25 protein-coding genes and 1 pseudogene are annotated in these 24,108 nt (G+C 58.7%); 11 read left to right on the plus strand and 15 right to left on the minus strand.

Annotated features, from left to right (window positions below):
* Positions 1 to 583 precede the first annotated feature (583 nt).
* Entirely contained in the window at positions 584 to 1,132 is a 549-nt protein-coding gene (locus JQ553_RS18555) for a hypothetical protein (RefSeq protein WP_212501412.1), read from the plus strand.
* Between the two features lie 165 nt (positions 1,133 to 1,297).
* Here JQ553_RS18555 and JQ553_RS18560 read toward each other — a convergent pair.
* Positions 1,298 to 1,580: pseudogene (locus JQ553_RS18560) on the minus strand (bacterioferritin-associated ferredoxin).
* Here JQ553_RS18560 and JQ553_RS18565 point away from each other — a divergent pair.
* Positions 1,555 to 1,710: a hypothetical protein gene (locus tag JQ553_RS18565; RefSeq protein ID WP_212501494.1), complete on the plus strand. Its 156-nt coding sequence runs from the start codon at positions 1,555 to 1,557 to the stop codon at positions 1,708 to 1,710. The pseudogene JQ553_RS18560 and the gene JQ553_RS18565 overlap by 26 nt on opposite strands.
* An 8-nt stretch (positions 1,711 to 1,718) precedes the next feature.
* Here JQ553_RS18565 and JQ553_RS18570 read toward each other — a convergent pair whose 3' ends face one another.
* The 12 genes from JQ553_RS18570 to JQ553_RS35285 all read right to left on the minus strand — a co-directional run bounded on the left by JQ553_RS18570 (position 1,719) and on the right by JQ553_RS35285 (position 12,651).
* Positions 1,719 to 2,510: a caspase family protein gene (locus tag JQ553_RS18570; protein WP_249144372.1), complete on the minus strand. Its 792-nt coding sequence runs from the start codon at positions 2,508 to 2,510 to the stop codon at positions 1,719 to 1,721.
* Between the two features lie 1,884 nt (positions 2,511 to 4,394).
* On the minus strand, positions 4,395 to 4,673 hold the full coding sequence (locus tag JQ553_RS18575; protein ID WP_212501415.1) for a hypothetical protein: 279 nt from the start codon (positions 4,671 to 4,673) through the stop codon (positions 4,395 to 4,397).
* Positions 4,674 to 4,705: 32 nt separating this feature from the next.
* Positions 4,706 to 4,900: a cbb3-type cytochrome oxidase assembly protein CcoS gene (ccoS, locus tag JQ553_RS18580; RefSeq protein ID WP_212501416.1), complete on the minus strand. Its 195-nt coding sequence runs from the start codon at positions 4,898 to 4,900 to the stop codon at positions 4,706 to 4,708.
* Positions 4,897 to 7,176: a heavy metal translocating P-type ATPase gene (locus JQ553_RS18585; protein WP_212501417.1), complete on the minus strand. Its 2,280-nt coding sequence runs from the start codon at positions 7,174 to 7,176 to the stop codon at positions 4,897 to 4,899. Before JQ553_RS18585 ends, ccoS begins: the two co-directional genes overlap by 4 nt.
* A 48-nt stretch (positions 7,177 to 7,224) precedes the next feature.
* On the minus strand, positions 7,225 to 8,022 hold the full coding sequence (locus JQ553_RS18590) for a DUF2189 domain-containing protein (RefSeq protein ID WP_212501418.1): 798 nt from the start codon (positions 8,020 to 8,022) through the stop codon (positions 7,225 to 7,227).
* A 5-nt stretch (positions 8,023 to 8,027) separates the two neighbouring features.
* Positions 8,028 to 8,273, minus strand: a complete 246-nt coding sequence (locus tag JQ553_RS18595; RefSeq protein WP_212501419.1) for a hypothetical protein — start codon at positions 8,271 to 8,273, stop codon at positions 8,028 to 8,030.
* Positions 8,270 to 9,151, minus strand: a complete 882-nt coding sequence (gene ccoP, locus JQ553_RS18600; RefSeq protein WP_212501420.1) for a cytochrome-c oxidase, cbb3-type subunit III — start codon at positions 9,149 to 9,151, stop codon at positions 8,270 to 8,272. The genes JQ553_RS18595 and ccoP overlap by 4 nt, the downstream gene beginning before the upstream one ends.
* The gene (locus JQ553_RS18605) at positions 9,142 to 9,312 is read right to left on the minus strand and encodes a cbb3-type cytochrome c oxidase subunit 3 (RefSeq protein ID WP_212501421.1); all 171 of its coding nucleotides are present in this window, start codon (positions 9,310 to 9,312) and stop codon (positions 9,142 to 9,144) included. The genes ccoP and JQ553_RS18605 overlap by 10 nt, the downstream gene beginning before the upstream one ends.
* A 2-nt stretch (positions 9,313 to 9,314) precedes the next feature.
* A complete protein-coding gene (gene ccoO / locus JQ553_RS18610) occupies positions 9,315 to 10,046 on the minus strand; it encodes a cytochrome-c oxidase, cbb3-type subunit II (protein ID WP_212501422.1) in 732 nt (243 codons plus the stop codon).
* A gap of 3 nt (positions 10,047 to 10,049) precedes the next feature.
* Positions 10,050 to 11,708: a cytochrome-c oxidase, cbb3-type subunit I gene (gene ccoN, locus JQ553_RS18615; RefSeq protein WP_212501423.1), complete on the minus strand. Its 1,659-nt coding sequence runs from the start codon at positions 11,706 to 11,708 to the stop codon at positions 10,050 to 10,052.
* A 165-nt stretch (positions 11,709 to 11,873) separates the two neighbouring features.
* On the minus strand, positions 11,874 to 12,251 hold the full coding sequence (locus JQ553_RS18620) for a c-type cytochrome (protein ID WP_212501424.1): 378 nt from the start codon (positions 12,249 to 12,251) through the stop codon (positions 11,874 to 11,876).
* 25 nt (positions 12,252 to 12,276) lie between these two features.
* Entirely contained in the window at positions 12,277 to 12,651 is a 375-nt protein-coding gene (locus tag JQ553_RS35285; protein ID WP_212501425.1) for a peptide-methionine (R)-S-oxide reductase, read from the minus strand.
* Between the two features lie 607 nt (positions 12,652 to 13,258).
* Here JQ553_RS35285 and JQ553_RS18630 point away from each other — a divergent pair.
* A complete protein-coding gene (locus JQ553_RS18630) occupies positions 13,259 to 13,423 on the plus strand; it encodes a hypothetical protein (RefSeq protein WP_212501426.1) in 165 nt (54 codons plus the stop codon).
* A 254-nt stretch (positions 13,424 to 13,677) separates the two neighbouring features.
* Here the strand turns inward: JQ553_RS18630 and JQ553_RS18635 are convergent, their stop codons facing one another.
* On the minus strand, positions 13,678 to 13,860 hold the full coding sequence (locus tag JQ553_RS18635; RefSeq protein WP_212501427.1) for a hypothetical protein: 183 nt from the start codon (positions 13,858 to 13,860) through the stop codon (positions 13,678 to 13,680).
* Positions 13,861 to 15,255: 1,395 nt separating this feature from the next.
* Here JQ553_RS18635 and hemC point away from each other — a divergent pair.
* Complete coding sequence (gene hemC, locus JQ553_RS18640; protein WP_212501428.1) at positions 15,256 to 16,233, plus strand: hydroxymethylbilane synthase; 978 nt, start codon at positions 15,256 to 15,258, stop codon at positions 16,231 to 16,233.
* A 255-nt stretch (positions 16,234 to 16,488) separates the two neighbouring features.
* On the opposite strand, the gene JQ553_RS18645 is transcribed toward hemC, so the two are convergent.
* Entirely contained in the window at positions 16,489 to 16,962 is a 474-nt protein-coding gene (locus JQ553_RS18645; protein WP_249144373.1) for a cytochrome b, read from the minus strand.
* Between the two features lie 226 nt (positions 16,963 to 17,188).
* On the opposite strand from JQ553_RS18645, the gene JQ553_RS34505 reads away from it, so the two are divergent.
* The 7 genes from JQ553_RS34505 (at position 17,189) to ccmE (ending at position 24,075) form a co-directional block, all read left to right on the plus strand.
* The gene (locus JQ553_RS34505) at positions 17,189 to 18,967 is read left to right on the plus strand and encodes an ATP-binding protein (RefSeq protein WP_312015163.1); all 1,779 of its coding nucleotides are present in this window, start codon (positions 17,189 to 17,191) and stop codon (positions 18,965 to 18,967) included.
* Between the two features lie 794 nt (positions 18,968 to 19,761).
* Positions 19,762 to 20,958 (plus strand): DUF3095 domain-containing protein, encoded by a 1,197-nt coding sequence (locus JQ553_RS18655; protein WP_212501429.1) that lies wholly within the window; start codon positions 19,762 to 19,764, stop codon positions 20,956 to 20,958.
* Between the two features lie 299 nt (positions 20,959 to 21,257).
* Positions 21,258 to 22,031, plus strand: a complete 774-nt coding sequence (locus JQ553_RS18660; RefSeq protein WP_212501430.1) for a heme ABC transporter permease — start codon at positions 21,258 to 21,260, stop codon at positions 22,029 to 22,031.
* Between the two features lie 7 nt (positions 22,032 to 22,038).
* Positions 22,039 to 22,188, plus strand: a complete 150-nt coding sequence (gene ccmD, locus JQ553_RS18665; protein WP_212501431.1) for a heme exporter protein CcmD — start codon at positions 22,039 to 22,041, stop codon at positions 22,186 to 22,188.
* On the plus strand, positions 22,185 to 22,808 hold the full coding sequence (locus JQ553_RS18670) for a DsbE family thiol:disulfide interchange protein (RefSeq protein WP_212501432.1): 624 nt from the start codon (positions 22,185 to 22,187) through the stop codon (positions 22,806 to 22,808). The genes ccmD and JQ553_RS18670 overlap by 4 nt, the downstream gene beginning before the upstream one ends.
* 214 nt (positions 22,809 to 23,022) lie before the next feature.
* Positions 23,023 to 23,547 carry a c-type cytochrome biogenesis protein CcmI gene (gene ccmI, locus JQ553_RS18675; RefSeq protein ID WP_212501433.1) on the plus strand — a complete coding sequence of 175 codons (525 nt, stop codon included), beginning with the start codon at positions 23,023 to 23,025 and terminating at the stop codon, positions 23,545 to 23,547.
* 72 nt (positions 23,548 to 23,619) lie between these two features.
* Positions 23,620 to 24,075 carry a cytochrome c maturation protein CcmE gene (ccmE, locus tag JQ553_RS18680; RefSeq protein ID WP_212501434.1) on the plus strand — a complete coding sequence of 152 codons (456 nt, stop codon included), beginning with the start codon at positions 23,620 to 23,622 and terminating at the stop codon, positions 24,073 to 24,075.
* The last annotated feature ends 33 nt before the right edge of the window (positions 24,076 to 24,108 follow it).

Consider the following 24,108-nt stretch of genomic DNA (forward strand, 5'->3'; position numbering starts at 1 on the left):
TGCGTCTTGCTCACGTCGATGTCGGAAAGCTTTGGCGTCAATGGTAACACGGCGCTATCATTCAAGGCCTCCGTGCTCCTTCCATTGGTCGACGTCAGCCAGCAGGCCACTTCCCGGTGACCCATTCGTTGAATCCGGCGGCGGGTATGGGTCAGCCCTCCAAAGAGCGCGCGCGCTCGATCTCAGCATCGCGCTGAGCCCATAGTCTGCGATCGAACTAGGCGCGGATGTTGTCCTCGATGGCCGCCTCGATGACGGTTGCCGGCAGCAATCGGCTTCCCTAGCACCAGTTACCATATTCCATTCCGCAACGAATGCTCTCGAGTGGCTGTCGCTGGGCTTGACCTCGAGCCGCTCAAAGACGCATTTCGCCATGCTCATGCAATGAACCTGCACATTGCGACGAAACCGTCGAGTGCGCGATGGCTTTTGAATCGCTTAACATGGTAGGCTGCCAGGGGCACTCGACGACTCCAAACCATGCTATGATCGGTAACTGTTGCGGCGAATGTGGTGTGCATTGAATTTCGAAGCCGCTGCCGCTTCACTAGGAATTCTTCTCGCGACATGTGGAGCAGTAGTGATGACTGACCAGCATGATGGAACGAAGCGTTGGGCATTAATCGAAGGGCCAAAGGCTGGCGATGCTCAATTCTTGGGGGGGTGGCTGTTAGCGGCAGCCAAGGCCGATAAAATCCTCCAAGAGCAATTCGAATTAGATCCCGGCTTTAAGCGCGCGGTTGAGCGACTTGAATGCGTGTGCGCATTTGTGTTCTCCCCGACGGCTACCAAGTTCGTCGAATTATTGATGGGAGATCTTACCGCCTTTCCATTATCGGTGATTGATGAGCCATTAGGGGAGAGCTTTGTGGTGATGGCGGAGCTTGGCTTCCTCTTTCAAACGGGCGATCGTTTCCAAATGACGGTTCCGAAGGATCTGCGCTCCGAGAAGATCAAAGCAGCCCTTCTGCGTCTTGCAAACACTGAAGATGAAGACTTTGTTCTACATCCAGAGGAGCTGGTCCATTGTATGGAGCGGTGCGATGTTCTCGCTTGGCAAGCGCGCCTCAACCGTATTCCCCATTGTCAAAGAGTGGCGGATAGAGCGATTTTGTTAGACGAAGGCAGTTGAGATCTGACAAAAAACTGATTTCGGCTTGATGCGGAATCGTTATTCTGGCGCCGCCAAATTCCGCTGCATACCACGGTAACAATTCGGCCAATCATCACGGGCACCGCGGTTCATCAACCCATACCCCCTAATTGCCCCAAGGCTTGAGCACGAAACCGAGACGCCCTATCCAGCAAATCCAGGGAAGTTGGGCGCTGCGGGCGCGACTTTGGGCTCATCCTGCGCGTCATCCATGATCCGGCGATGCGGGCAGCCGGCATGACAGGTTAACACATTCCCTATACGTCTCGTCGATGATCGTCCTGATGGTGCGCGCGCAGCGGCCGCATTCGGCGCTGCAGCCAAGGCAATCATAGATCTGTTTGGCATTGCGCAGCGCATCGTCGGCCGTATTTACGGCGTGGCGAACATCGTGGTCGCTGATGACATTGCAGGAACAGACGATCATGAAACGCGAAAAAGACCTTCAGCGATGCGGCGACATCGATATGGGACGCCGCGAGCGCGCGTTGGAGGCTCCAAACAAGCGGGAGATGATTGAGTGGCGTCCGCCATGGGAAGTCAGCCTTGACCTTTGATCTTTGGATCAGCAGAAATCTGTATGATCACTCGTGGCGACCGCTAGTCGCAGAGGCGACGGAGGACACGGGAACGCCGCTCCATGCCGGCCAAAATTTACACTCTCGGTTAGTGTAGATGACACAACCGGAATCTGTTGGCCCTGAGTAGCAGCCACCACTGCGTTTCGGGTGTTGTTGAAGACCTCCTCGATTCCCCGCAAAGAATCCATCTGCGCAAGAAGAGCGGTCATCAGCTGACTATGTAGTTCATCTGGGTCTTCGACGACCTGGCCAGGCGCTGCTGAGCTCAGGATCAGCGCGTTATCACTCATTTGAATGGGTGCAAGTCCGTGTGAATAAGTCCTGAAGCGTCGCTCGTAAGGATTACGGCGTGAGGCCTCAATGACTACGAGCCTGACGCGTGCTCCGGAATTCTTGAGTTGCGAAAGTAGACGGTCAACGCTTACGCCTTGTCGACGGACATCTTCTTCACTCCAGATCTTCGCATCGACTGGGATTAAGTAGTTTTGTCCGTCAGATTGGATGCCGTAACCTCCGAAATAGACTAACACAATTGAGTTCAAATGTACTCTTGCCCTTAGATGATCGATTGCGCGGGTCATGTCGGGGCGCGTCGCATTGTCAAAGGCGTCGACGAGAAAGCCGTCCTTGCGAAGAGCATTTGTCAAACCTTCCGCATCGCGTGTCATTTGGGGAAGAGGAGAGCCGGCATCTGGATAGGTTGAATTGCCGATCACCAGAGCTAGCCGATTAGTATCGAGAGGTGCGGATTCACCCGACCAGATGGGCGCGCTCATGGGTCGAGGCTTCTCCAACCGCATTGTCCGGTCGAGGCCGGTTGAGAGCGAGCCGAGCAAAACTGCAACGCCGACTAGTATTCTGGAAACTGTCATTTCATTATGGTCTCCCAGTATACCGAGAAAACGCTCCTCTCCGTAAGTTGGCTTGGCGCTGCCAGGAGTCGCGCTACAGTCGCACTCGGTCGCGCACAGCCGTTGCGTCCTTCAATTGCGTCGCGCCGTCCAGTAGCCTGAGCATCGCGCAGTTCCTGAGCGGCCGCTCCAGGCCCCCCGACCGGACGTTGCGAACAATTTGCCCGCACCCGTGGCATATTTGTCTTGGACCGTCACCGAAGCGCGAACGGCGCCGGATTTTGCGACGTAACCTCGAAATCTCACGAGATTGGGATGCGTGACAATTCCGTTCGTCACATCGACAGTAAAGCTGTAACTGGAATCGCAGGTTCCTCTTTGCGTCACGAAGACGAGGTCCCAGGAGCCGTCGTAGGCCGAGCGCCCGTATGCTGCTGGTGCAAAGACAATGAGGCCGCTAGCTGCCGCGATCAGAAGGGAACGCCTTGTCATGATAGTTCTCCTAACTACTTGCAGCGGACATCAACCGGGCGACGCCTCCTGCGTAAGGGAAGCCGGGATAGTAATAGGTGGGATAGCTCGAATATGAATTATGGGTCGGATAGCCCCAGTACGAATTATAGGTGCGATAGCCGCGGTACGAAGGGTAGGGATAACCCGCCGCACCCGATAGCGCACGTCCGTCGTCACGGCTGGCGCCGCCGCTTTGATCGACGTGCCATTGATCGGCACAGCGACGATTTGGCCGTGGTGGCCACTGCGATAGGAACAGCAATTGCGAGCGCAATCGCGAGGCCGTGGACCTGAACCTTCATGGTAGCTCCTGTTCGTTTTAAACCACCCAACGAGCATGACCTTGCAACGCCGGCGAGGGAAATCACCTCTCGCCATGGAGTCGATAGACGATCATTATTGCCGCCGCGCCGCGTGATGCCGCAGCGAGGAATGCCACCAGCCGCATCTGCACAGAATTCTAAACCCGTTGCCGCTCTTGGAGTGAAGCGGCTGGTGAAATGCGAAACGCCCGCCCGCCCACATTCGGCGTGTCCCGCCAAACGGCGGCAGAAACTTCGTGGACGCGTCGGGTCCGTCTAGGCCGAGCGACGCCTGTGGAGCGGTGAGTAGAAAGTATAGCCAGTGCCACGCTGTGACCTAGTTGGGACGGGTCGGTTGCGAATTTGTCGAATCCGTTTGGGATGCTCGTCTTCCTGAGAGACCCGTAGACAGGAGATTGTCTATCGCGGTCGGCACGAAAGTCATTTGCAACACATGGTATCACCAGGGCAGTGCGGGTAATTCTTCCACTTGAAGGTGACGCCGCGCTACACTTGATAAAACGAAAATTAGAACCACGATTGCCGGCCTGACAGCGGCGACGCGTCAACTCAGCTTGAACACGCCTGACCTCAACTATCACAGTGCCGTTTGGACACATGCCGCAAAGCCGCTCGGTCCAATCGCCTATCCTTATGACGCGTATGACGTTGTCGCGTGATCCAAGGCCAGGATCAGCCAATTGAATGCGTTTCTGGTGCTATAAGGGCTGGAGACGCTGTCCAAGACGCGAACCGCCTGCTGTGAAAATGGAACTGCAGACACAGTGCAGCCGCCCAAACGTAACGGCCTGCGACGTAACACATCGTGACGGCGTGACACCGTAACGCGATCCCGCTGATCCCGAGGCTACGACGCCTACGGCAAGCAGACCCGCTCCTGCGCCTGCTGCAAGGCGCGAACTGATTGATCCTGAGAGCATCGCGACCGGCCATGCCCGAAGAAGTAGGGGATGGTAATGAAGGAGCCAGTATTCTAGAGTAAACCAATCTCGGTCGCACGGTCACGGTCAACCTGCTTTTGCCGGATCACCGCTAGCTCATTAGTGCAAGCGAGAAACTCGCTGGTGCCCGCGCGCATTCCAAACTTCTCACAGAAGTCACGATCTTCTTCCGTTATCGCGAGATGAAATCGGTCTTGCGCACTTGCGCGCAGGGCTGGTCCGGCGATGAAGGCCACATATAGACCACACGCCAATAGCAGGGCAAAAAACAATAAGTACGCAAAGCTTGAATGTCTTTCAGCGTTCGTCATGATCCAATCCACCTCACATCGGGACTGAACAACTAGTTGCGGTGACTCGGGTTGTCGCCGTGCGCCCGGGCTGTGTCGGCGGGCCCATCGCGGTCTTCGAAGAGGATTCGTTCGGCGGCGCCCGCAAGATCGTCATATTGGCCGCTTCGCAGCGACCACATGAACGCGCCGAGTGCTATGGCGCCGAGCGCGAGCGCAACGGGAATCAGGAACAAGTAATCCGTCATCGGGCTTTCTCCATCGCAGGCGCCTGGCGGGAGATATCGGCAGCGGGCGCGCCCGCGCGCGAATCCTTGCGCGAGCGCCAGCCTTGCAGCCGCAGGGCATTGGCGATCACGAGCAGTGACGAGGTCGACATCGCCACCGCCGCCACCAGCGGTGTCACAAGGCCGAGGATCGCGATGGGCACTGCAATGGCATTGTAGCCGATGGCGAGGATGAGATTCTGGTGCACGAGCTGCCTCGCATTGCGCGCAACCGCAATGGCCTGCGGCACGGCGAGAAGACTGTCGTGCAGGAAGACGAGGTCGGCGGCATTGCGTCCGACATCGGCGGCAGTGGCCGGAGCCATGGATGCATGGGCGGCGGCGAGGGCAGGCACGTCGTTGAGACCGTCGCCGACCATCAGCACGCGGTGTCCTGCTTCCGTCAGATCAACGATGTGTTTCGTTTTGTCCGCGGGGGCGACGCCGGCGCGATAGGGTAGTCCGAGATCCGATGCAAGATGGCGCACCGGTTCGTCGCGGTCGCCGGACATGATCTCCACGCGGCATCCTTGATTGGAGATGGCAAGCACGGCCTCGCGGACGTCCGGGCGAAGATCGCTGTCGAAACGGAAAACCGCGCGCAGCCGCCCGTTCTCGGAGAGGACAACGCCGGTGATGGCCGACTGTCCGGTTGCCGCCGTCAGCGCCCAGTCCGCCCGGCCCAACCTGTAGGTCGTCGTGCCGATGGTGGCCTGCATTCCAGCGCCCGGCTGCTCTGAAAGATCGTTCAGGGCCACGGGCGTGACAGCATTCTCGCGTCCCGCGGCGGCCAGTGCGCGCGAGTAGGGTTGGCGTGAATGGGCCGCGATCGAAGCGGTGATCGCCAGCACCGTGGGATCGACGTCATTGCGGTTCATGAGCCGCAGCTGATCCATGGTCAGCGTTCCGGTCTTGTCAAAGATTACGGTGTCGACTTCTGCGATGCGCTCCAACGCGCCGCCATCCTTGACCATGACGCCGCTCTCGAACAGACGCCGCGCGGCAACGACCTGCACCATGGGCACGGCAAGGCCGAGCGCGCAGGGGCAGGTGATGATCAGCACCGCGATGGCGATGGTTGCCGCGCGATGCAGGTCGCCTTCCACGATCATCCAGCCTATAAATGCTAGGAGCGCGGTGAGATGCACGACCGGCGCATAGAAACGCGAGGCGCGATCCGCGATGCGCCGGTAGACCGAGCGCCCGGCTTCGGCCGCTTCCATCATCCGTACCATTTCGGCGAGGAATGAATTTCTCGCGACAGCCGTCGCGACGATGGTGAGCGGGCCAGTTAGGTTCAACGTACCCGCGGACAGCACCGCGCCCGGCGCAACGGGCTGCGGCAGGCCCTCGCCGGACACCAGCGCGCAGTCGATCTCCGATTGTCCTGTTTCGACGCGCGCATCGACAGGCACGCGCTCGCCCGCCGCCAGCAGAATGTGCATGTCCGGCTGGATCTCGTTCACCGGCAGATAGGTGTGTGTGCCGTCGTCGTGCACCACGAGCGCGCCGTGCGAGAACAGGCGGGCCAAGCCTCGGACAGCAGTTCGTGTGCGCGCGCGCATCATGTGATCGAGCGTGCGGCCGATCAGCAGGAAGAACAACAGTGAGATTGCGGCGTCGAAATAGGCGTGCGCTTCGTGATGGAACGTCTCGTAGAGGCTCATGCCGAAGGCAAGCAGCACGCCGATGGAAATCGGAACGTCCATGTTGGTCTGTCCACGACGTAACGCGCGCCAAGCCGAGGAAACGAATACGCGGCCCGAATATATCAGCGCGGGGAAGGCGATCAGTGCGGAGGTCCAGTGAAACATGTTGCGGATCGAGACTTCCGCGCCGGACCATACCGACACTGACAGCAGCATGATGTTGCTAGTGGCGAAACCTGCAACCGCAAGCGCGCGGATCAATTCCTTCAGTGTCTCGTCGATCTCGTCCGCCCCAGCATCGTGAAGGTATGCGTCGTAACCGATGTTGTTGAGTGTCTCGATGAACGGTGCGGGCGGTTTGTCCGCCTGCCAGCGGATCGTGACCCGCTTGGTGGAGAGATTGACCCGCGCATTTTTTACGCCGGGAAGCGCGCCGAGCGCCGCTTCGACCTTCTGGATGCAGCCGCCGCAGTGAATGCCGGGCACCGAGAGGTCTGTCTGGCGAACGCCGTCGCCGATGATGCGGCTTGCGAGCAGCACTTCCTCATTCGCGGCGTGGGGATCGGCCATCGCGAGAGCGAGTTCAGCGCCGGGCGCACAACAACTCATCAGCACTCCGTTTCTGCACGTCGCCGGCATTCCGCCGGCTGCGTGCCGTTATATTGCGGCGTCGACCGCCACCGCGCGATAGGCGTGCCAGGTACCGTGCCCGAGCAGGGGAAACACGATGATCAGGCCCAGCATTCCGGTGGCGAGGGAGAGCAGGAATAGCGAGAGCACAATGACGCCCCAGGTCAGCATCACGGGCAAGTTGTTCCAGACCAACGCCGTGCTCTCGCCCATGGCGGTGAGAGCGTCAACGCATTTGTCGAGCATCATGGGGATCGAAAACGCGCTGATCGCGAACGAGAACGCCGCGAACAATCCGCCTACGGTACTTCCGACAATGAGCATCGCCCAGCCAACAGGCGTGGTCAACAGCATCGGTGCGATCTGCTCGAGGCCGGGAAATGGCACCAAGCCAAAGAACAACGCATAGATGATCACCGCCGCGCGCACCCATGCGATCATCAGCAGACACAGCAGTATGCCAGCGAAGAGGATGTGAACGCCGCACCGCGGCCTGACGAAGATCATGCTTGCGAGACTGACGGGCAGGCCTGCGGCGAGGCGGCGGCTTTTTTCATAAAGGCCGATTGCGAGGATCGGGCCAACCACCATAAAGCCGGCGAGCGCCGGAAACAGGATGTAGTCCCAGTCCAACCGAAGCAGGCCGCCCACGATGGCGACTGACGTAAGAAAGATCAGCAGGCCATAGCAGAGGCTCGTCGTCGGCTGCACGGTCAGGTCCTGCCAGCCTTTCGCAAGCCATGTGAAGGCATCGGCGGGAGCAAGCAAGCGGTGCCAGCGGTTTTTCGTGGGAAGGGGAGGCACGACGGTTGGGATGATGGTCATGTCGATCACTCCACCAGTGCTTTGGTTGTCATGGACGGTTTCGATGAACACGACGAGGTCGCCGCGCTAAAGCTGGTCGTGCCGTTGCCTTCGCCAAGCCGGAGATGAACGACGCAATTCGGCTGAGAGGAGACGGCCACGTAAAGCAGATGCACGTTGGCGGCGGTCAGCACGATCAGCCCGAGGCTGACCGACAGCCAGATGATGGACGTGGTCTTCCATCCGCCATGCAATGCCACCGCGTCGCTCATGGGGTGGGCACCCTCTGATCGAAAAGGTAGAGCGCGAGGATTTTGCGATCGAGCGGCGTCAGGCGGCCTTCCCATGATGGCATGTGGCCCTGCCGCCCGTTCCACAGTGTGTTCGTGATCGTCTGTGCATCGCCGCCATAGATCCAGAACTTATCGGTGAGGTTTGGTGCGCCCACGTCGCTGCGGCCCTTGGCGTCCTCGCCATGACATGCGGTGCAATTGGTAGCGAAGATCTCCTTGCCGGCGTCCACGTCGCGGGGCTTTGTGGTCTTCGCGGTGGATGGATCGGAGAGCGAACGCACGAAGGCCACCACCTTGTCGACATCGGCAGATTGGAGGATTTGATCATGGCCGAAAGCCGGCATCTGCGAGGTGCGGCTGTCGGGATGCGCCGAGTTGATGCCGACGCGGATGGTCTCGGCAATTGCTTCCGGATTACCGCCCCACAGCCATGAGGTGGTGGTCAGATTCGGGAAGCCGTGGCCGCCCTGTGCGTAGAGCCCATGGCACACGGAGCAATTGTCGCCGAACAGGGTGCGGCCGGTCTGGCGAGCGATTTTCATCAGCGCAGGATCGGCCTGAATCTCCTGATAGCTTTTGGCCTCGATCTGCTTGGTCCATGCGCTCCGGCCGAGGGCGGCTCGCTTCAGCGAGTCCCGCACGATGTTGTGCTGGTCGAGGCCGAGCAGTCCTTTGGTGTAGCTAACGCCGAGTGGCCACGCGGGCATCAACACCCAGTAGCCGACCGAAAAGACAAAAGCGATCAGTAAGAAAAAGTACACCGCGCGCGGAACGGGTGTGTTCAATTCCTTGATGCCGTTCCACTCGTGTCCGGTGGTGAGATAACCGGTGTAGTTGTCGCGTTCTTCTACCGCCATGGCTCATCCTCATTGCGCAGGACCGACTTCGCGGCGTGATCGAACACCTTCTTGTTCGACGGCCAATAGGCGTAGGCGGCGGTGATGATCGAGAGTGCGATCAGATAGAACAATCCGAACGACTTCGAGAACCACACCAGCGTACCGTGTCCGAGATCCATGATCACCTCGTAGCATTCGCGCCGGATTTGTGAGCCGCGTCGGTCAGGCGGCCGAGCACCTGGAGATAGGCGACCAGCGCGTCCATCTCGGTGAGTTCGCCGGGCTTGCCGTCAAAGGCGCGGACGTTGGTGGCCTTGCCGTAACGTTGGGTGACGCCATCGGCGTAGGGCGAATCCGGCGCAGCCTGGCCGTAGGCGTCCTTGCTCGCATTTGCGATCATGTCGTCGGTGTAGGGCACGCCGACGGCGCGCTGGGCCTTCAGGTGCGCGCCGAGATCATCGGTGCGCAGCGTCGTTTTCAACAACCACGAATAGGCGGGCATGACGGAGACAGAAAGAACGTCGCGCGGGTTGTTGAGGTGGGCGACGTGCCATTCGTCGGAATATTTGCCGCCAATGCGCGCGAGGTCCGGTCCCGTGCGTTTCGAGCCCCACAGCATCGGATGGTCGTATTTCGATTCAACCGCAAGCGAGTAAGGGCCGTAGCGTTCGACCTCGTCGCGCAGCGTGCGGACCATCTGCGAGTGACAAGCGTAGCAGCCTTCCCGAATGTAGACGTTGCGGCCTGCCAGTTCGAGCGGTGTGTAGACACGCATGTCGGGCGCATCTTCCACCGTCTGGTGGATGGTGAAGAGCGGCGCGATTTCCACCAGGCCGCCGATGCTGGCCACAAGGATGATGCCCAGGGTGAGGCCGATGGCTTTGCGTTCGAGCCGATAGTGCAATCCGAACACGGCTTACTCTCCCGGTTGAAGGACGGCCTCGCCGCCGAGTACGGGCTCCGGGGCATCGGCTCCGGATTCAGGCAGGACCTTGCTCTCGGTCTTGATCGTCATCCAGATGTTATAGGCGCCGACGATGCCGCCGATCAGGAACAGCAGGCCGCCGATGGCGCGCGCGATGTAGTAGGGACGCATCGCTATTAGTGAGTCGACGAAGGAATAGGCCAACGTGCCGCTCTCATTGTAGGTCCGCCACATCAGCCCCTGGATGATGCCGGAATTCCACATGGCGAAGACGTAAACGACGGCGCCGGCCAGGGCGAGCCAGAAATGCACTTCGACAAGCCGCGGCGAATACATGCGGTCGCGTTTCCAGAGCCACGGAACAATGGTATAGATCGATCCGAACGTGATCATCGCCACCCATCCGAGCGCGCCGGCATGGACGTGGCCGACGGTCCAGTCGGTGTAGTGGGAGAGCGAGTTGACGGAGCGGATGGCGAGGAATGATCCTTCGAACGTGGTGATACCATAGAACACCGCCGCCACCATCATGAAGCGCAGCGTCGCATCGTCCCGCACTTTGTCCCACGCGCCGTTCAGCGTCAGCAGCGCGTTGGCGGCGGACGCCCACGAGGGAATCAGCAGCATCAGCGAGAACGTCATGCCCAGCGTCTGCACCCATTGCGGCAACGCCGTGTAGTGCAGGTGATGCGAGCCCGCCCACATGTAGAAGAAGGTGATGCCCCAAAAGCTGATAATGGACATCCGGTAGGAATAGATCGGCCGTCCGGCGCGTACCGGCACGAAGTAGTACATCATGCCGAGGAAGCCGGCGGTGAGGAAGAAGGCGACGGCGTTGTGACCGTACCACCATTCGGTCATGGCATCCTGCACGCCGGAGAACAGCGAGTAGCTCTTGGCGCTGCCGAAGGAGACGGGGACAGCGAGGTTGTTGACGATGTGCAGGATCGCGATCACCAGGATGAAGGCCATGTAGTACCAGTTGGCCACATAGATGTGCGGTTCCTTGCGCCGCGCGAGCGTGCGCAGGTAGATGGCGAAGTATACGACCCACACAACCAACAGCCAGATGTCCGCGTACCACTCCGGCTCCGCGTATTCCTTGGACTGCGTGATACCCATCATATAGCCGGTGACGGCGAGCACGCAAAACAGATTGTAGCCGAGCAGCACGAACCACGGGCTGAGCTGATCGGGCAGGCGTGCGCGCGAGGTCCGCTGCAGCACGTAGTAGGATGTAGCGATCAGTGCGTTGCCGCCGAAGCCGAAGAGCACGCTGGTGGTGTGAACGGGACGCAGCCGTCCGAAGCTGGCCCAGCCGGCATCGAACGTGAAGTCGGGTTTCACCAAAAGCCACGCCACCCAGTCACCAATAAAGAGGCCGAACACGGCCCAGATCATCGCGAGAATGATGCCAAACTTTGTTGGGTCGTCGTAGTAGCGGGTGAGGCGTTCGTCGTCTGGCTCGGGATCGTAATAGATCGATATGACTTTGAAGACTCCGGCGAGCGCCGCGATCCCGATGAGCGCGCCGTGAATGCCGAGTGGATCGTCCTTGCTTGCGATGCCCAGTATCAGTCCGCACAGCCCGATCCCGAGCAGGATCAATAGCGCGTACTGACGTTCAGCTTTGGTCAGTTGTCCGATCATTGTCTTGCTGCCCCCCAAACCCGGAATCGCGATCCAGTCTGCATTGAAAAATCAGAGGTCAGGTCAAATCGCCTGGTGGATCCGGGCGCCTGCGAAGGCCGCAACTGCGTATCGACGTAACGTCCGAATGGATGAGGTCTTGCTGGCGCCTCGATCAACGAGCCGCTACTTCAACGTAGCCAGATAAGTAACGAGGTCCGTCCGGTCCGTCGGGTTCTTCACCCCTGCGTAGGTCATCTTGTTTCCGGGAACCACCTTCTGTGGCGACTCCAGATACGCATCAACGGTCTTCGCATCCCAGACAATGCCAGATTGCTTCATCGCGTCACTGTAGTGGAAGCCGGGAGCCGTGCCCGCCTTCCTGCCGATGATGCCTTCCAGGCCCGGCCCGACGCGATTGGCTTGATCCGTTGCATGGCATGCTGCGCAAGCTTTGAAGATAGTTTTTCCGTGCTCGGCGTCCTGTGCGTAGCCGGAGTTCGCGGTTGCTCCCGCAAGTACGAGCACCGCGATAAACACTCCAGTCTTTCTCGTGCCTTTCATTGGAACATCCTTTCTTAGATCGGGATCAGAGGTGGAGCGGCCGCGCAACGTATTTGTTGAAATCGTCGCCGAGTCGAAGCGCGCATGCTCCTAAAGGCCTATCGGGTTGTTGCCCTCCTTGAAGAGATGGATGGATGCACCGACAACAAAGAGGTTCTCTACATTCCTTCCTCGAAATCGGTGAAGGAGAGCTCAGGCGAGACTGCGATTTCGACCGACAATCGGTACCGGCGGACGCGAATAGTGACCCGCCGAGCACCACATCGACGTAGAGTCCCGGCTCCTTGTTGTCCCAGTATTCGTTCCGAAGCGGTCGCTCCGTGCCGTCTTGCTGCGTGACCTGGCACCGATCTGCCGTTTGCCGCGACACTGCCTCGAGATTGTTGTTGTATGTCTTCATCCTTCGATGTCCTTGGAAACAAGAAAAAAGTAGGACGGCGAAACTCAACAATCCAATGACCTCTTGCTATGGAATCGATGCCATCGACGCGCAAATTAATAGATGGTGCAGTACAGACATATGCTTCTCACTGAACGGGCTTAGAGGTCTCTGCAGAGTAAAAACGTTGGTCTCTAGGTGCCATGCGGCTGGTGGCATTCCTCGCTACGGCAGCAAGCTGCTAATTTCAGCTCTATTTCAGCATGCCGCGTTGCTTATCTCTTGGCAAAGACAGGCCCGACCATGAATGCCAATAATCACTATTCGATACGCACCCGTTCAGCCCCGATCCGGCCTGGACCAAGCCGTCGCCAAAGGTGCGAACAAACTCTCGGCCTACACAAGGAGGCGCGCGAGCAGGCGGCAGGTTAACGGGAGCGCGTGATAGGCATGACGGAATTGCGTACCGAGCAGCTCCTGCTCACGGGAGTCGTTCCCGAGGATGCGGCTTTCATCCTCGAGTTGTTGAACGATCCAGGCAGGCTCGCAAACATTGGTGACCGGGGAGTTCGCAACTTGGAAGATGCGTGCGCCTGCATCGAGGAGCGCCTCTCGAAATTACTCTGGCGTGGCTGGGGACAGATCGAGCGATCCGGTCGGAATCTATGGTTTGGTCGATCGCAAGGGCGTGCCACATCCTGATATCGGCTACGCAAATCTTTCGAGCTATGCAGGTCTAGGCTATGCGACCGAAGGGGCGGTTGGCGATCACTGGGGCCACATCAACGTCTAGGGGACCGATGTCCGCTGCAGCTGCCGTATCCTCACAACCGCCTACGCTCACCGCTACTGATAACTACCCACTGGCCAGCGAGAACCACTTCGGGACCTGTTTGATGCATCGCCCTACATTATAGCGAACGGCTAAGCAGAGCTCCATCGCCGCCGCGACGGTTGACCTCGAACATTTCGCGCAATTGCTTGAACAACAAACATCTACTCGCGCGCATCTCCAAGCACGGCCTTGCACTTCCCAAATCGGAATGGTCACTTGAAGGCCCGCACAGCAGCAAAAAGAACGCCGAGAAAAGCGACACCAGCGACTATGCCGCCGGGCTTCGAATTCCTGGCCGCAGCTGGGTGCCCCGCGGCTGATTCCCGGAAGTGTGTTTCCTCAAAGGCTATTGTTGCAAGCATGACTACTATCAACACCATCTTGGTCAGAACCACGGCGTCCCCCCTGCAGGCCACCGTACTTGAGCCAAAGCAGAATAGGCCCGCTAATTAGCAAAGTCGCTCCTCCGACTTTCTCTACGGTCGCCATGTGGGAGCCGATGTGGAACAGGGTCGCACATGTTTGCTCATCAACCTTGGGAAACGTTGCGCCGAGGATGGGCATAACTGCAGTGTCGGAACCGGCCACCCCTGCGAGGGAGGTCCCCTCCGCCGTGCCATATACTTGGCGACGCTGGTCTAGCCAGTGTCGATGCCGAGCTTGAGAAGCTCACCATGGATTCTCGGCGCTCCCCACAACGGGTTGGCGATGCTCATCTAGCGGATTCAGCCGACGAATTCTTAGGGGCACCGGCGGTCGGCCGCGGCGGCGTCGCGATTTCCAGCGCCCACACACTCTGATTGCCAGTGCATCATACATCTTGGGAAACACCCAGCAGACGCCTCCCAATATAAGTCTGTCGATCGCCCAAATGGAAGCGTCTTGGGATTGGCGCGCCGCAACACGTTGATTTGCCGCCTCAGCACCACAATCTCTGCCTTGAGCGTTGCGCGCAACCGTAAGAAACACCTCGAGCCGCGATCCGCGTGGCATCGTTTCGATAGCCGGAGGTGATTGGACGGTCGCCACCCGGTGCCTATCTTCAACGCTGGACAAAAAAGGAGTACGGCGAATTCCGACCTACAGGAAAAACCCCGAAGCGGTCTCGAAGTTGACTCCCGAGCAGTACCGCGGGCTCGCGTAAGCTTCCTGGCGCAGGAGGAAATTGCAGCCTCCTGCGTGAGAGCCGTCGGCTTCGACATCAAGCAGCTGGCCCCCGTCGAGATCGGCTTGAGCGACGACCGGCAGCAGGTTCGCACACTGGTGACCTTGCTCGCTGCCACCTCCGTCTTGACGGCGGCAAAGTCCAGAGGCTGCGACTTAATCGCCATGGTCATGGGCGTGCGGCCTCAGGAAGCTGTTGTTGGGTGGTCAAACATCGGAGGTCCTAGCAGACGGAAGCGTGCCGGTTGGTAGTGCGGTAACCGACATAAATGATAATGTACGGTGTGGTGAAATGCGACCGTTCAAGCAATGGAAGTAGAGCTGAGCTATGTTCCACGTCCATTGGTGGCTTCGTCTCAAAATCGCCAACAGCGAGGTTCATTCGCAAAATGGACCCGATGCCGAAGTTGGCCTGTCCGTTTCTGCCATCGGCGCGTCAATAATTCTATATTTCGCGCATCAGGCTTTAGCGCCTAGCTGTTTTGTCACGTCCGGCTCCCTTGTTAGGGACTAGAGAGAGGCTAAAGATCTTCCAAGGACATTAACTTCATTATGAGAAGGCTCACGCGAGGTTTAGAAGGCCTGAACAGGCGCGCGAGTGCCCCACGGCCTTGAAAAGGATACGTATGGCATCGGATCGATTGCGGATCGGCACGCGCAAAAGCGCAATGGCGATCGCCCAGACTGAGGAGATCGCACGACGCCTGAAAGCCGTCGGCACCGAGGTCGAAATCGTCAAGTTCGAGACCACGGGCGATATCGACCAGGTTGGCAAGCTCTTGCCGCATGGCGGCAAAGGTGGGGCCTTCGTGGCGCAGATCCGCGAGGCGGTGCTTAACGGAAGGCTCCACGCCGCGATGCATTCGCTGAAGGACGTGCCGGGCAATGAGGACACGCCCGGGCTTGTGATCGGCGCGACGCTTTCGCGCGACCCGCCCGGCGACGTCTTAGTGCTTCGACCGGGCACCTCGGTCGACGAGCTCAAACGCACGTGTGGCAAGGGATTTGAGATCGGCACCAACTCCGTCCGCCGCGCGGCCTATGTGCGGCGGCTGTTTCCGGAGATCGAGGTCATCCATTTCCGCGGCGCCGCCGACAGCCGCGTGCGCAAGCTTGACCAAGGCGCAAAGCAGAAGCTGCCAGATGGTGGTGCGGTGGGGCCCGCGGATGCATTGATCATGGCGCGCTCAGGCCTCGAGCGCGTCAGGCTCTCGAGCCGGATCGCGTACGAATTCTCGACTGCCGAGATGCTGCCGGCAGTGGGGCAGGGGATCGTCGCAGTCGAATGCGCCGCGCGCGATTTTGAGACGCGCCGTATCCTGTCAGCGATCGATGACGCGACGGCCCACGCGTGCGCCGACGCCGAGCGTGAAGTGCTGTGGGTGCTCAACGGCCATTGTAACTCGCCGATCGCGGGATTTGCGGACGTCATGGGCACGGAGATGCAGCTCGTAGCATCCGTGCTGGATCATGCGGGCAGTCGCATCATCGAGGCCTCGCGTGTTGGCCGCGCCAGCCGCCCGCGAGAACTCGGCCGCGCAGTGGGAATGGAGCTGCTCGCCAGAGGCGCTGCCGAGATCATCGAGCGCGGCCGGCCGGTGTGATAGAACGTCATTGCGGGGAATGAAGCGACGAAGCAATCCAGAGCCACAGGTAAGGCTCGGGATTGCTTCGCTTCGCTCGCAACTATAGCAGCAATAGCACCGGACAACGTCGAACGTCAACCGCGGCTGGTGGCGGAACTTGCTTGGCCAATTCCCGACTAGTTGCTTCGGCACTTTGCCTTCTCAGGATGCCCGATGGACGTAAGAGAAATTTCAGAGGGAAAACGCCTCGCGGCAGTAGCTTGGACTAATCATTCATCCGCCCGGAGTCATCGACTGAAAGACTTCGTCGCGCAGATAGAAGTAGTGGAAGAGAGCCGCGGCTGCATGCACGCCGGCAACCCAGAGGATGGCGTTGCCGAGGGTGCTGTGTATTTCCATGATCAGCTGCCCCAGTCCATGCGCCTTCGCGATTTGTGGGGCGATGTCGAATCCGGGAAGGGTGACGGGAATCCCCTCGAGCCAGGTACCGAGCACCGCCGTTGCTGGAATCGCGATAAGTAGCGCATAAAGCGCGAACTGGACGAGCTTCGCGGCCGCAGCCATCCATCGGGGCATCGGCTGCTTCGCGGGCGTGCTGTCGATCAACCGCCATAGCAACCGCAGCACGACGACGATGAAGACGAGCACCCCGAGCGCCTCGTGAACCCTGCGGAGCCCATCCGCGGCGGCGGAATAGAGCGAATCGCGGTCGCCCTTGCTTAGCACATAGGCAGCGAGAACCAGCATGACGGTCAGCCAATGAAAGGCTTGGGCGCCGGCGCCGTAGCGAGAGGAAGTGCGCAAACCGATTATCTCCGACCTTAGGCCCGCCGCAGCGGTTGATGAACGGTGGCGGCGCGTCGCTAGAGATTTGAGCGCTTGGTAAGCTGGCCGGTGCCCCCTGCGCCCAACTTTACCCTGGAAGTGCATAACCAGTCCTTATCGGTAGCATTCCTAATCTTCATTTCAGCATGTGCTGGCACTCTGGAATGGTTACATCCTGGATGCGAGACACTTCGCTCGCAACGAAAAGTCCGACGAGATCGCTCGATCACCCGGAAACTTTTCATGGCTTATCTTCAGCAATGATGTGTTCCGCAAAACCTGCGAGACCAAATCGGTGATGTCGACAAGTGTACAGAGCGAAAGAGTTGAGGAAGAGCAAAACGCGACCTTGGCTCTTCTCGGGGCGAGAAGCCGAGAAGAACTTGCAAAGGCGCTCCTCGGGATCGTTCTTCAGCGGTCACGAGCGTCAGCTGGGGCCGTGCTATTCAACGAGAACGGTCAGTTCGTACCGTTCGCCACGTTGAACTGGGCTGAGAACGCTGTGAGGGGTGTTCGGTTTTGCTCCTCGCGATTTGCGTTGGACCTTGGGGATCTTGAACGTGCTGCCGGGATGCCCGATCCCATTTCGATGAACGAAGTTCTTTCTAGGTTCGATGGCATCGAGCTTTCCGTTCTGTGGATACCTCTAAGGTATCGAGGGGACACAGTGGGTCTGATCTACCTGCAAGCGGATCGAGTCGGGAGCTTCGGAGCAACCTCCATCGAAAGCGTCAGCGCCATCGCAAGCCAGGCTGCCGCGGTTCTAGCCAACCGTCGATTAACCAATGATCTCGCGCGAGAAATACGGTTAAGGCAGCACACAGAGGCAAGTCGCCTCGAAATTTATGATTCCTTGCTCCGGCATCAGTGCATGGGAAAGATAGGTAATTTCAAGTTCAACCCCACGACGGGAACATCGATCGGTTCAAGAGAGCTTTTTCGGATATTCGGTGTCTCACGCGAGGTGGCGAAGCTCGATCTGGAAATCTGGATCAGCAAACTGCATCCGGACGATCGAGCTCGTGTCGAACGCGAAACCTCCATTGCCGTCGCGACCGGGAGCACTGTTCAGCTGGAATACCGGATCATAAGCGATGGTAGGGTGCATCACGTCTACTCGGAAGGTCATCCGGAGACAAACGGGGATGGACATCTCCTGTGTCGGGAAATCGTCATCGACATTACAGAAAGGAAGGCCGCCGAAAGGTTGTTTGCCGAAACTCAGGCCGAGCTTTCGACCGCTTCGCGCCTGGCGACTTTGGGCGAGCTTGCCGGCTCGATTGTGCACGAGGTGAATCAACCACTGACCGCGCTAATAACCAGGGCGGAGGCCTGCTGCCGTTGGCTGTCAAAATGTCGAATGGAGATATCCGAAGCGGTCGAAGCCGCTAACCAGGTTGTAAACAAAGGAAAGCGGGATGCTGCGACCGTGGGTGGATTGGAAGTGCTGGCCAAGGGCGCGCAGGCAAACCTTAGCTTCATCAGGATCGACGGCGTCATTTTGGAAGTATTAGGCATGTTTCGTGACGAATTGGAGAAGTCATCCATTTCCGTGCGCGCCGATATCGATGAAAGTTTGCCGGAGTTGAGGGGGGATCGCTTACAGCTGCAGCAGGTTGTTTTCAACCTGCTGCGAAACGGCATCGATGCGATGAAGGATGTGCACGGCCGGCTACGAAGGCTGGAAATATCGTGTCGTGCCGACGACGCCGAAATGTTTACGGTATTTCGCCATTGCGCTGGTAGTTCAGGAACAAGCACAAACGATATGAATCGTTTGTTCGATCCATTCTTCGCCACAACAGACTCTGGAATGAGTTTAGGCTTATTCATAAGCCGGCGCATCATAGAGGCGCATCGTGGACGGATCTGGGCAGAAAGAAATGAGGATTGCGGCCTGACTATCCGGTTTGCGCTGCCGCTATGAGGAAGAGCCAAGAGCGCTCAATGCGCGCTACAGTATTTCCGTCTGTTTACGAAGGAGGCAGCTTAGGCGTCCCAGCTGCGAACAACGTCACCGTCTGCCGTTCAGAATAGTTCACTCGAAGTGAACCAATTTGGTGACGGGTGATTGTGAAGTGTGTTCACCTCAAGTGTGGACCCCGAGCGTAATCGGTTCGCGTCTCATGTATATGAGCACCGACTGAACCTGCGGCTAGGTGGGAGCGGCAGCCAGTTCACTAGAGTTGTCGGGTATGAAGCCCCTCGAATCAGCGGCCGTGTAGCCTCGATCGCGATTATCGATGACAACGATGGGATCCGTGTAGTGCGCGGAGCGACGTGCTGACTTGCGTTTCGGTGGGGATGTTTCTTTCTTCAGGGTCGACAGCGAGGCTGTCGGTAATCGCTACGAATGTTGGGATGCCTGACGTAAAGGGATAGGACCCAACCGACATTCTTACACGAGAAGATGCAGGCGTACCGGTGATCGTGATCACGGTAATCCCAAGGTAAGCACCAGCAATCTGTCAGATGGAGGAGAGCCGGACGAAGGCCATAAGATCGGTGTTCCACGACCATGGACACACTTACACCCTCCGGCCGACAACAGGCAATTCGTCTTTCCGCGTCTTGCTCGTCGCTGCAGCTTCGCGGCGCAACTCCAAGCTATCGCGATCCTATATAGTTTCAATAACTTTACTCGATGCGCTGCAGGAATAGAAAATGGATTGAGAAAAACGACAAGGTAACCAGCAAATGACATCGCCCCAAGACGGCTTGATGGGCAAGATTGCTCAAGAGCATGCTTCCTCAAGCACGAACACAGAGCATTTCTACGCCAATCTGAAGCCATTCGACAATTTCTCGCAACTGACGAATTTCGATCGCTATCTTCCCTTGCCGTACGATTGGTTCATCGGGATAGCTGATGTTGTCCAGTCGACTCGGGCGATCGAGGCCGGTCGATACAAGGCTGTCAACGCTGTAGGTGCTGCGGTGCTGGTCGCCATAACCAACGCGTTACCTAAGCTCCGCTTTCCTTATGTTTTCGGCGGCGACGGAGCGACCGTAGCCATTCCAGGCAAGTATCTCGATGAAGTGCGGTATGAATTGGCGCGAACTGCGGCTTGGGCCGAAGATTCTCTCGATCTTGTGCTTCGAGTCACGATCGTTCCCGTTTCGGCAATCCGCGCAGCCGGTCACGATGTCCGCGTCGCGCGATATGCCGCATCCGAGAACGTCTCGTACGCCATGTTCGCCGGGGGTGGCGTTGCCTGGGCGGAGACGCAGCAAAAGAAAGGGGAATTCGCGATACGCCGTGCACCGTTGGATGCCAAACCTAATCTATCAGGGCTCTATTGCGGGTTCGGTCCAATCCCTACCAAGCAGGGGATCATTTTGTCTGTTATTGCCTTACCGGTCGAACAGCAAAGGTCGTACACGGCGTTGGTGGCAGATGTTTTGGCCCTGATTGAATTTTCTTCGCGCCGGTCGGGACATCCGTTGCCCGAGGACGGTCCGCTGCCCAGCTGGCTCGGAGGTGAGATCCAGAGACTGCTTAGTAGGGACTCCCCACACGCGAATCCTCTGACGGGTGCCGCAGATGCTCTACGAGCAATTAAGACACGAATCGTTTTTGCGGCGGGTATTCGCATGGGCCGGTTCGAACCCTTCAAGTATCGACGAGAGATCTGGCAGAATACGGACTTCAGAAAGTTCGATGATGGACTGAAAATGACGGTGGATTGTTCGCCAGAAATCGCAGATGCTATCGAAGCTCGACTGGTTTCTGCCCAGCGTTCTGGCGTTTGTTTGGCGGGCACACATCGTCAGAAAAGTGCACATCTCACCTGTTACGTTCCTTCAAACATTCAGTCCGATCACGTCCACTTCGTTGACGGGGCCGCTGGAGGCTATGCCGCGGCAGCGGCCAAACAAAAGGCAGGCGAGGCTGCGGCGCGGCGGGAATGGCCATAGAGCGAACAGGCTATCAACGCGGACGAGCGGCCGCACGGTTCGCAGACGTCAAAACTGGTTAAGCTGGTCAGGCCATTCGACTGCGCTGATATGTGGCAAAGGGCACCATTCAGATGCGCCAACGGGATCGAAACGATAACCGATTGTAATTGGCGAAGTTGTCACGGATGCATTGTATTACGCGATAGGCACGCCACCGACTTAGTTCATGGTGCAGTTGGGCACTAGCCGTTGGCAACGAGTTTCTAAAGAGCTCTCGACCCACACATTTGGGTTGTCGATTTCAGGAGATCAAAAACTTGAAGGTCGGTTTCATCGCCTACGCCAATCCCACCAATTTTCTTCACATTGCCGCGAAGCTGCTGCCGTGGCTGTGGGGCTTGACGGCATTAGCCTTTGCGCTCGGCCTCTTCGGTACGTTCACGGCACCACCCGACTACCAGCAGGGCGAGATGGTGCGCATCATGTACATTCACGTCCCGGCCGCCTGGGTCGCGATGTTGGCCTATACGCTGATGTCGATCTCGGCGGTCGGCTCGTTGGTTTGGCGCCATCCGCTTGCGAATGCAGCGCAGAAGGCAGCCGGGCCGCTCGGTGCCACGTTCACTTTTATTTGCCTCGTCACCGGCTCCCTCTGGGGCAAGCCGATGTGGGGCACGTACTGGGTGTGGGACGCTCGGCTTACTTCCGTGCTAATCCTTTTCCTGATCTATCTCGGTCTGATTGGACTCTGGCAGACAATCGACGACGTCAGCAGGGCCGCGCGGGCTGCATCGATCATGACGCTGGTCGGGTTCATCAATATTCCTATCGTCAAATTTTCGGTCGACTGGTGGAATACCCTCCACCAGCCAGCCTCCGTGTTCCGGACTGAAGGCTCGACGATCGCCGGCCCAATGCTTTGGCCACTACTCGTCATGTCGCTTGCATATACGCTTCTGTTCGCGACGCTCCACGTCATGGCGATCCGCAACGAAATCATGCGACGTCGCGCTCAGCGGTTCGCGATCATGCTGGCCGCCGTTGGCGAATCCCCTGGGGCACGAATGCAATCGGTCGAAGCGGTTTCCTGAGGGTGCGATGGCTCAGCATGGCGGGTTCATCGTGGCGGCTTATCTGGTGACGGGCACGGTCCTGATCGGGATGATCGCGGCCGTCCTCTTCGACTATCGGCTTCAGCTCCATGCGCTGGCCCGCCTTGCGCCAGGCCGTCTCGGCAATCGCTCATGAACAACACTCCTCCCTCGAAATTTCGCTCGCCCGATGTCGCGGCCAGTCGGCACCACTTGGTCCCCATTGTGCTGGCGGTGCCCCTTCTGGTCTTCCTCGGAATTGCCACACTGCTCGCGGTGCGGCTCGGTGTCGACAACCCGTCACTCGTGCCTTCGGCCCTGATCGGCAGGCCGGTGCCGCAATTCGCGTTGGCGCCGCTTGAAGGGCTCGCCACGCCCGGGCCGCCCGGCCTGTCGAGCACCGACTTGAAGGCAGGACATGTGACGCTTGTGAACGTGTTCGCGTCCTGGTGCGTCGAATGTCATAACGAGCATGAGGCGCTCATGGCCTTGTCGCGCGAACCGGCGCTGCGGCAGCAGGGGGTAAGGTTTGCCGGCATCATCTACAAGGACGACCCAGGGAGGGCGCGGAGCTATCTCAAGGCCAAGGGGAATCCGTTCGCACAGGTCGGCATTGACCCGTCCGGCAGGACCGGTATTGATTTCGGCGTCTATGGCGTTCCCGAGACCTACGTAGTCAAAGGAAATGGTACCATCGCCTACAAGCTGGTGGGCGGCATCTCGGACGCAACTCGTCCCGCTTTGATTGCGGCAATCGCAAGCGCCCAATCGCCGTGACGGCTATCTTGCGAAGTCTCGATCCATATACAACAGGGCCAAAAAGTCTGATCTTGTCTTTACGCGCGGCGTCGCTGGCTTGCGCCACGGGCCGGCAATCGATCAGCTCTAAGAAGCTGCACTGCAGGAGCATTTTGGTCGTGGAGAATGGCGAACGTACCATGTTTTGCAAGGTCACGCGTTCGCGGAAGTTGGCGGTAAAGGACCTTGAGACATGCTTTGGCTTGCCTTCGCAATGATGACGGCCGCGGTCTCGCTAGCGCTGCTCTCGTCGCTCTCGGCGCGGCACAAAGAGCGTAACCCGCGCGCTTCTGACATCGCGTTCTATCGAAGCCTATTGGTTGAAACGGATGATGATGTCCGCCGAGGCTTAGTCGCGGCTGAGGATGCCGCAGCGTCGCGAGCCGAAATTGTGCGCCGGCTGCTCGCCTCCGTCGACACCGTGCCGAAGGATCCGCCGCATGCATCGGCGCGACCGGGGCGCATCTGCGCCGTTCTGGCGGTTGTTGTGGTGCTGCCGTTTATCGCGCTGGCGCTCTATCTTAGGGTGGGTGCGCCTCACCAACTTGACATGCCAGCATCACGCCGGACGGGTGCGGAGTTCAACCCCACGGATGTAATCCCCAAGATCGGAGCGCATCGGGCGGCCGACCTCAACGACGGACACGGCTTCCAGGCGATCGCGGTCAAGCAAGACGCAGCAAAGAAAAAAGCGAGCCGTGGCAAATGCGCGGTCTAGGCATTTGGGCAACATGAAGCGTCGGCACGCGTTGATGGGCTCGTCAAACAGCTCGGGCTGAAAGGATAAATTTTGGCAAGAAAGAAAAGGCGCCTCCTCCTTATCGGTGCGGCCGGCATAACGTTGGCAATCGCGATGAGTCTCGTACTCTTTGCGCTACGTGACAGCATCGTCTTCTTCTACGGGCCGACCGAAATGGCCGAGAAAGCGCCGCCGTTGGGAACCCGGCTGCGCATCGGCGGGCTGGTGGAGCAGGGCTCACTAATCCATGAGGGGCCGTCGACCGTCACTTTCGCAGTGACCGACCTTAAGAAGCATATCAAGGTCATCTACACAGGATTGCTACCCGATCTCTTTCGGGAAGGCCAAGGTGTCGTGGCCGAGGGCACGGTGGAAGGCCCAAGCCTCTTTCATGCCGACACTGTGCTCGCCAAACATGACGAGCGCTACATGCCCAAAGACGTTGCCGATAGGCTCAAACGGCAGGGCATTTGGCGTAACGGCGAGAAATCCGCGCAGACACAATAGAGTTGCCGTTTATGGTTCACATCAGTCTCCAGG

This window comes from Bradyrhizobium lablabi, from assembly GCF_018131005.1.
GTDB lineage: Bacteria > Pseudomonadota > Alphaproteobacteria > Rhizobiales > Xanthobacteraceae > Bradyrhizobium > Bradyrhizobium lablabi_D.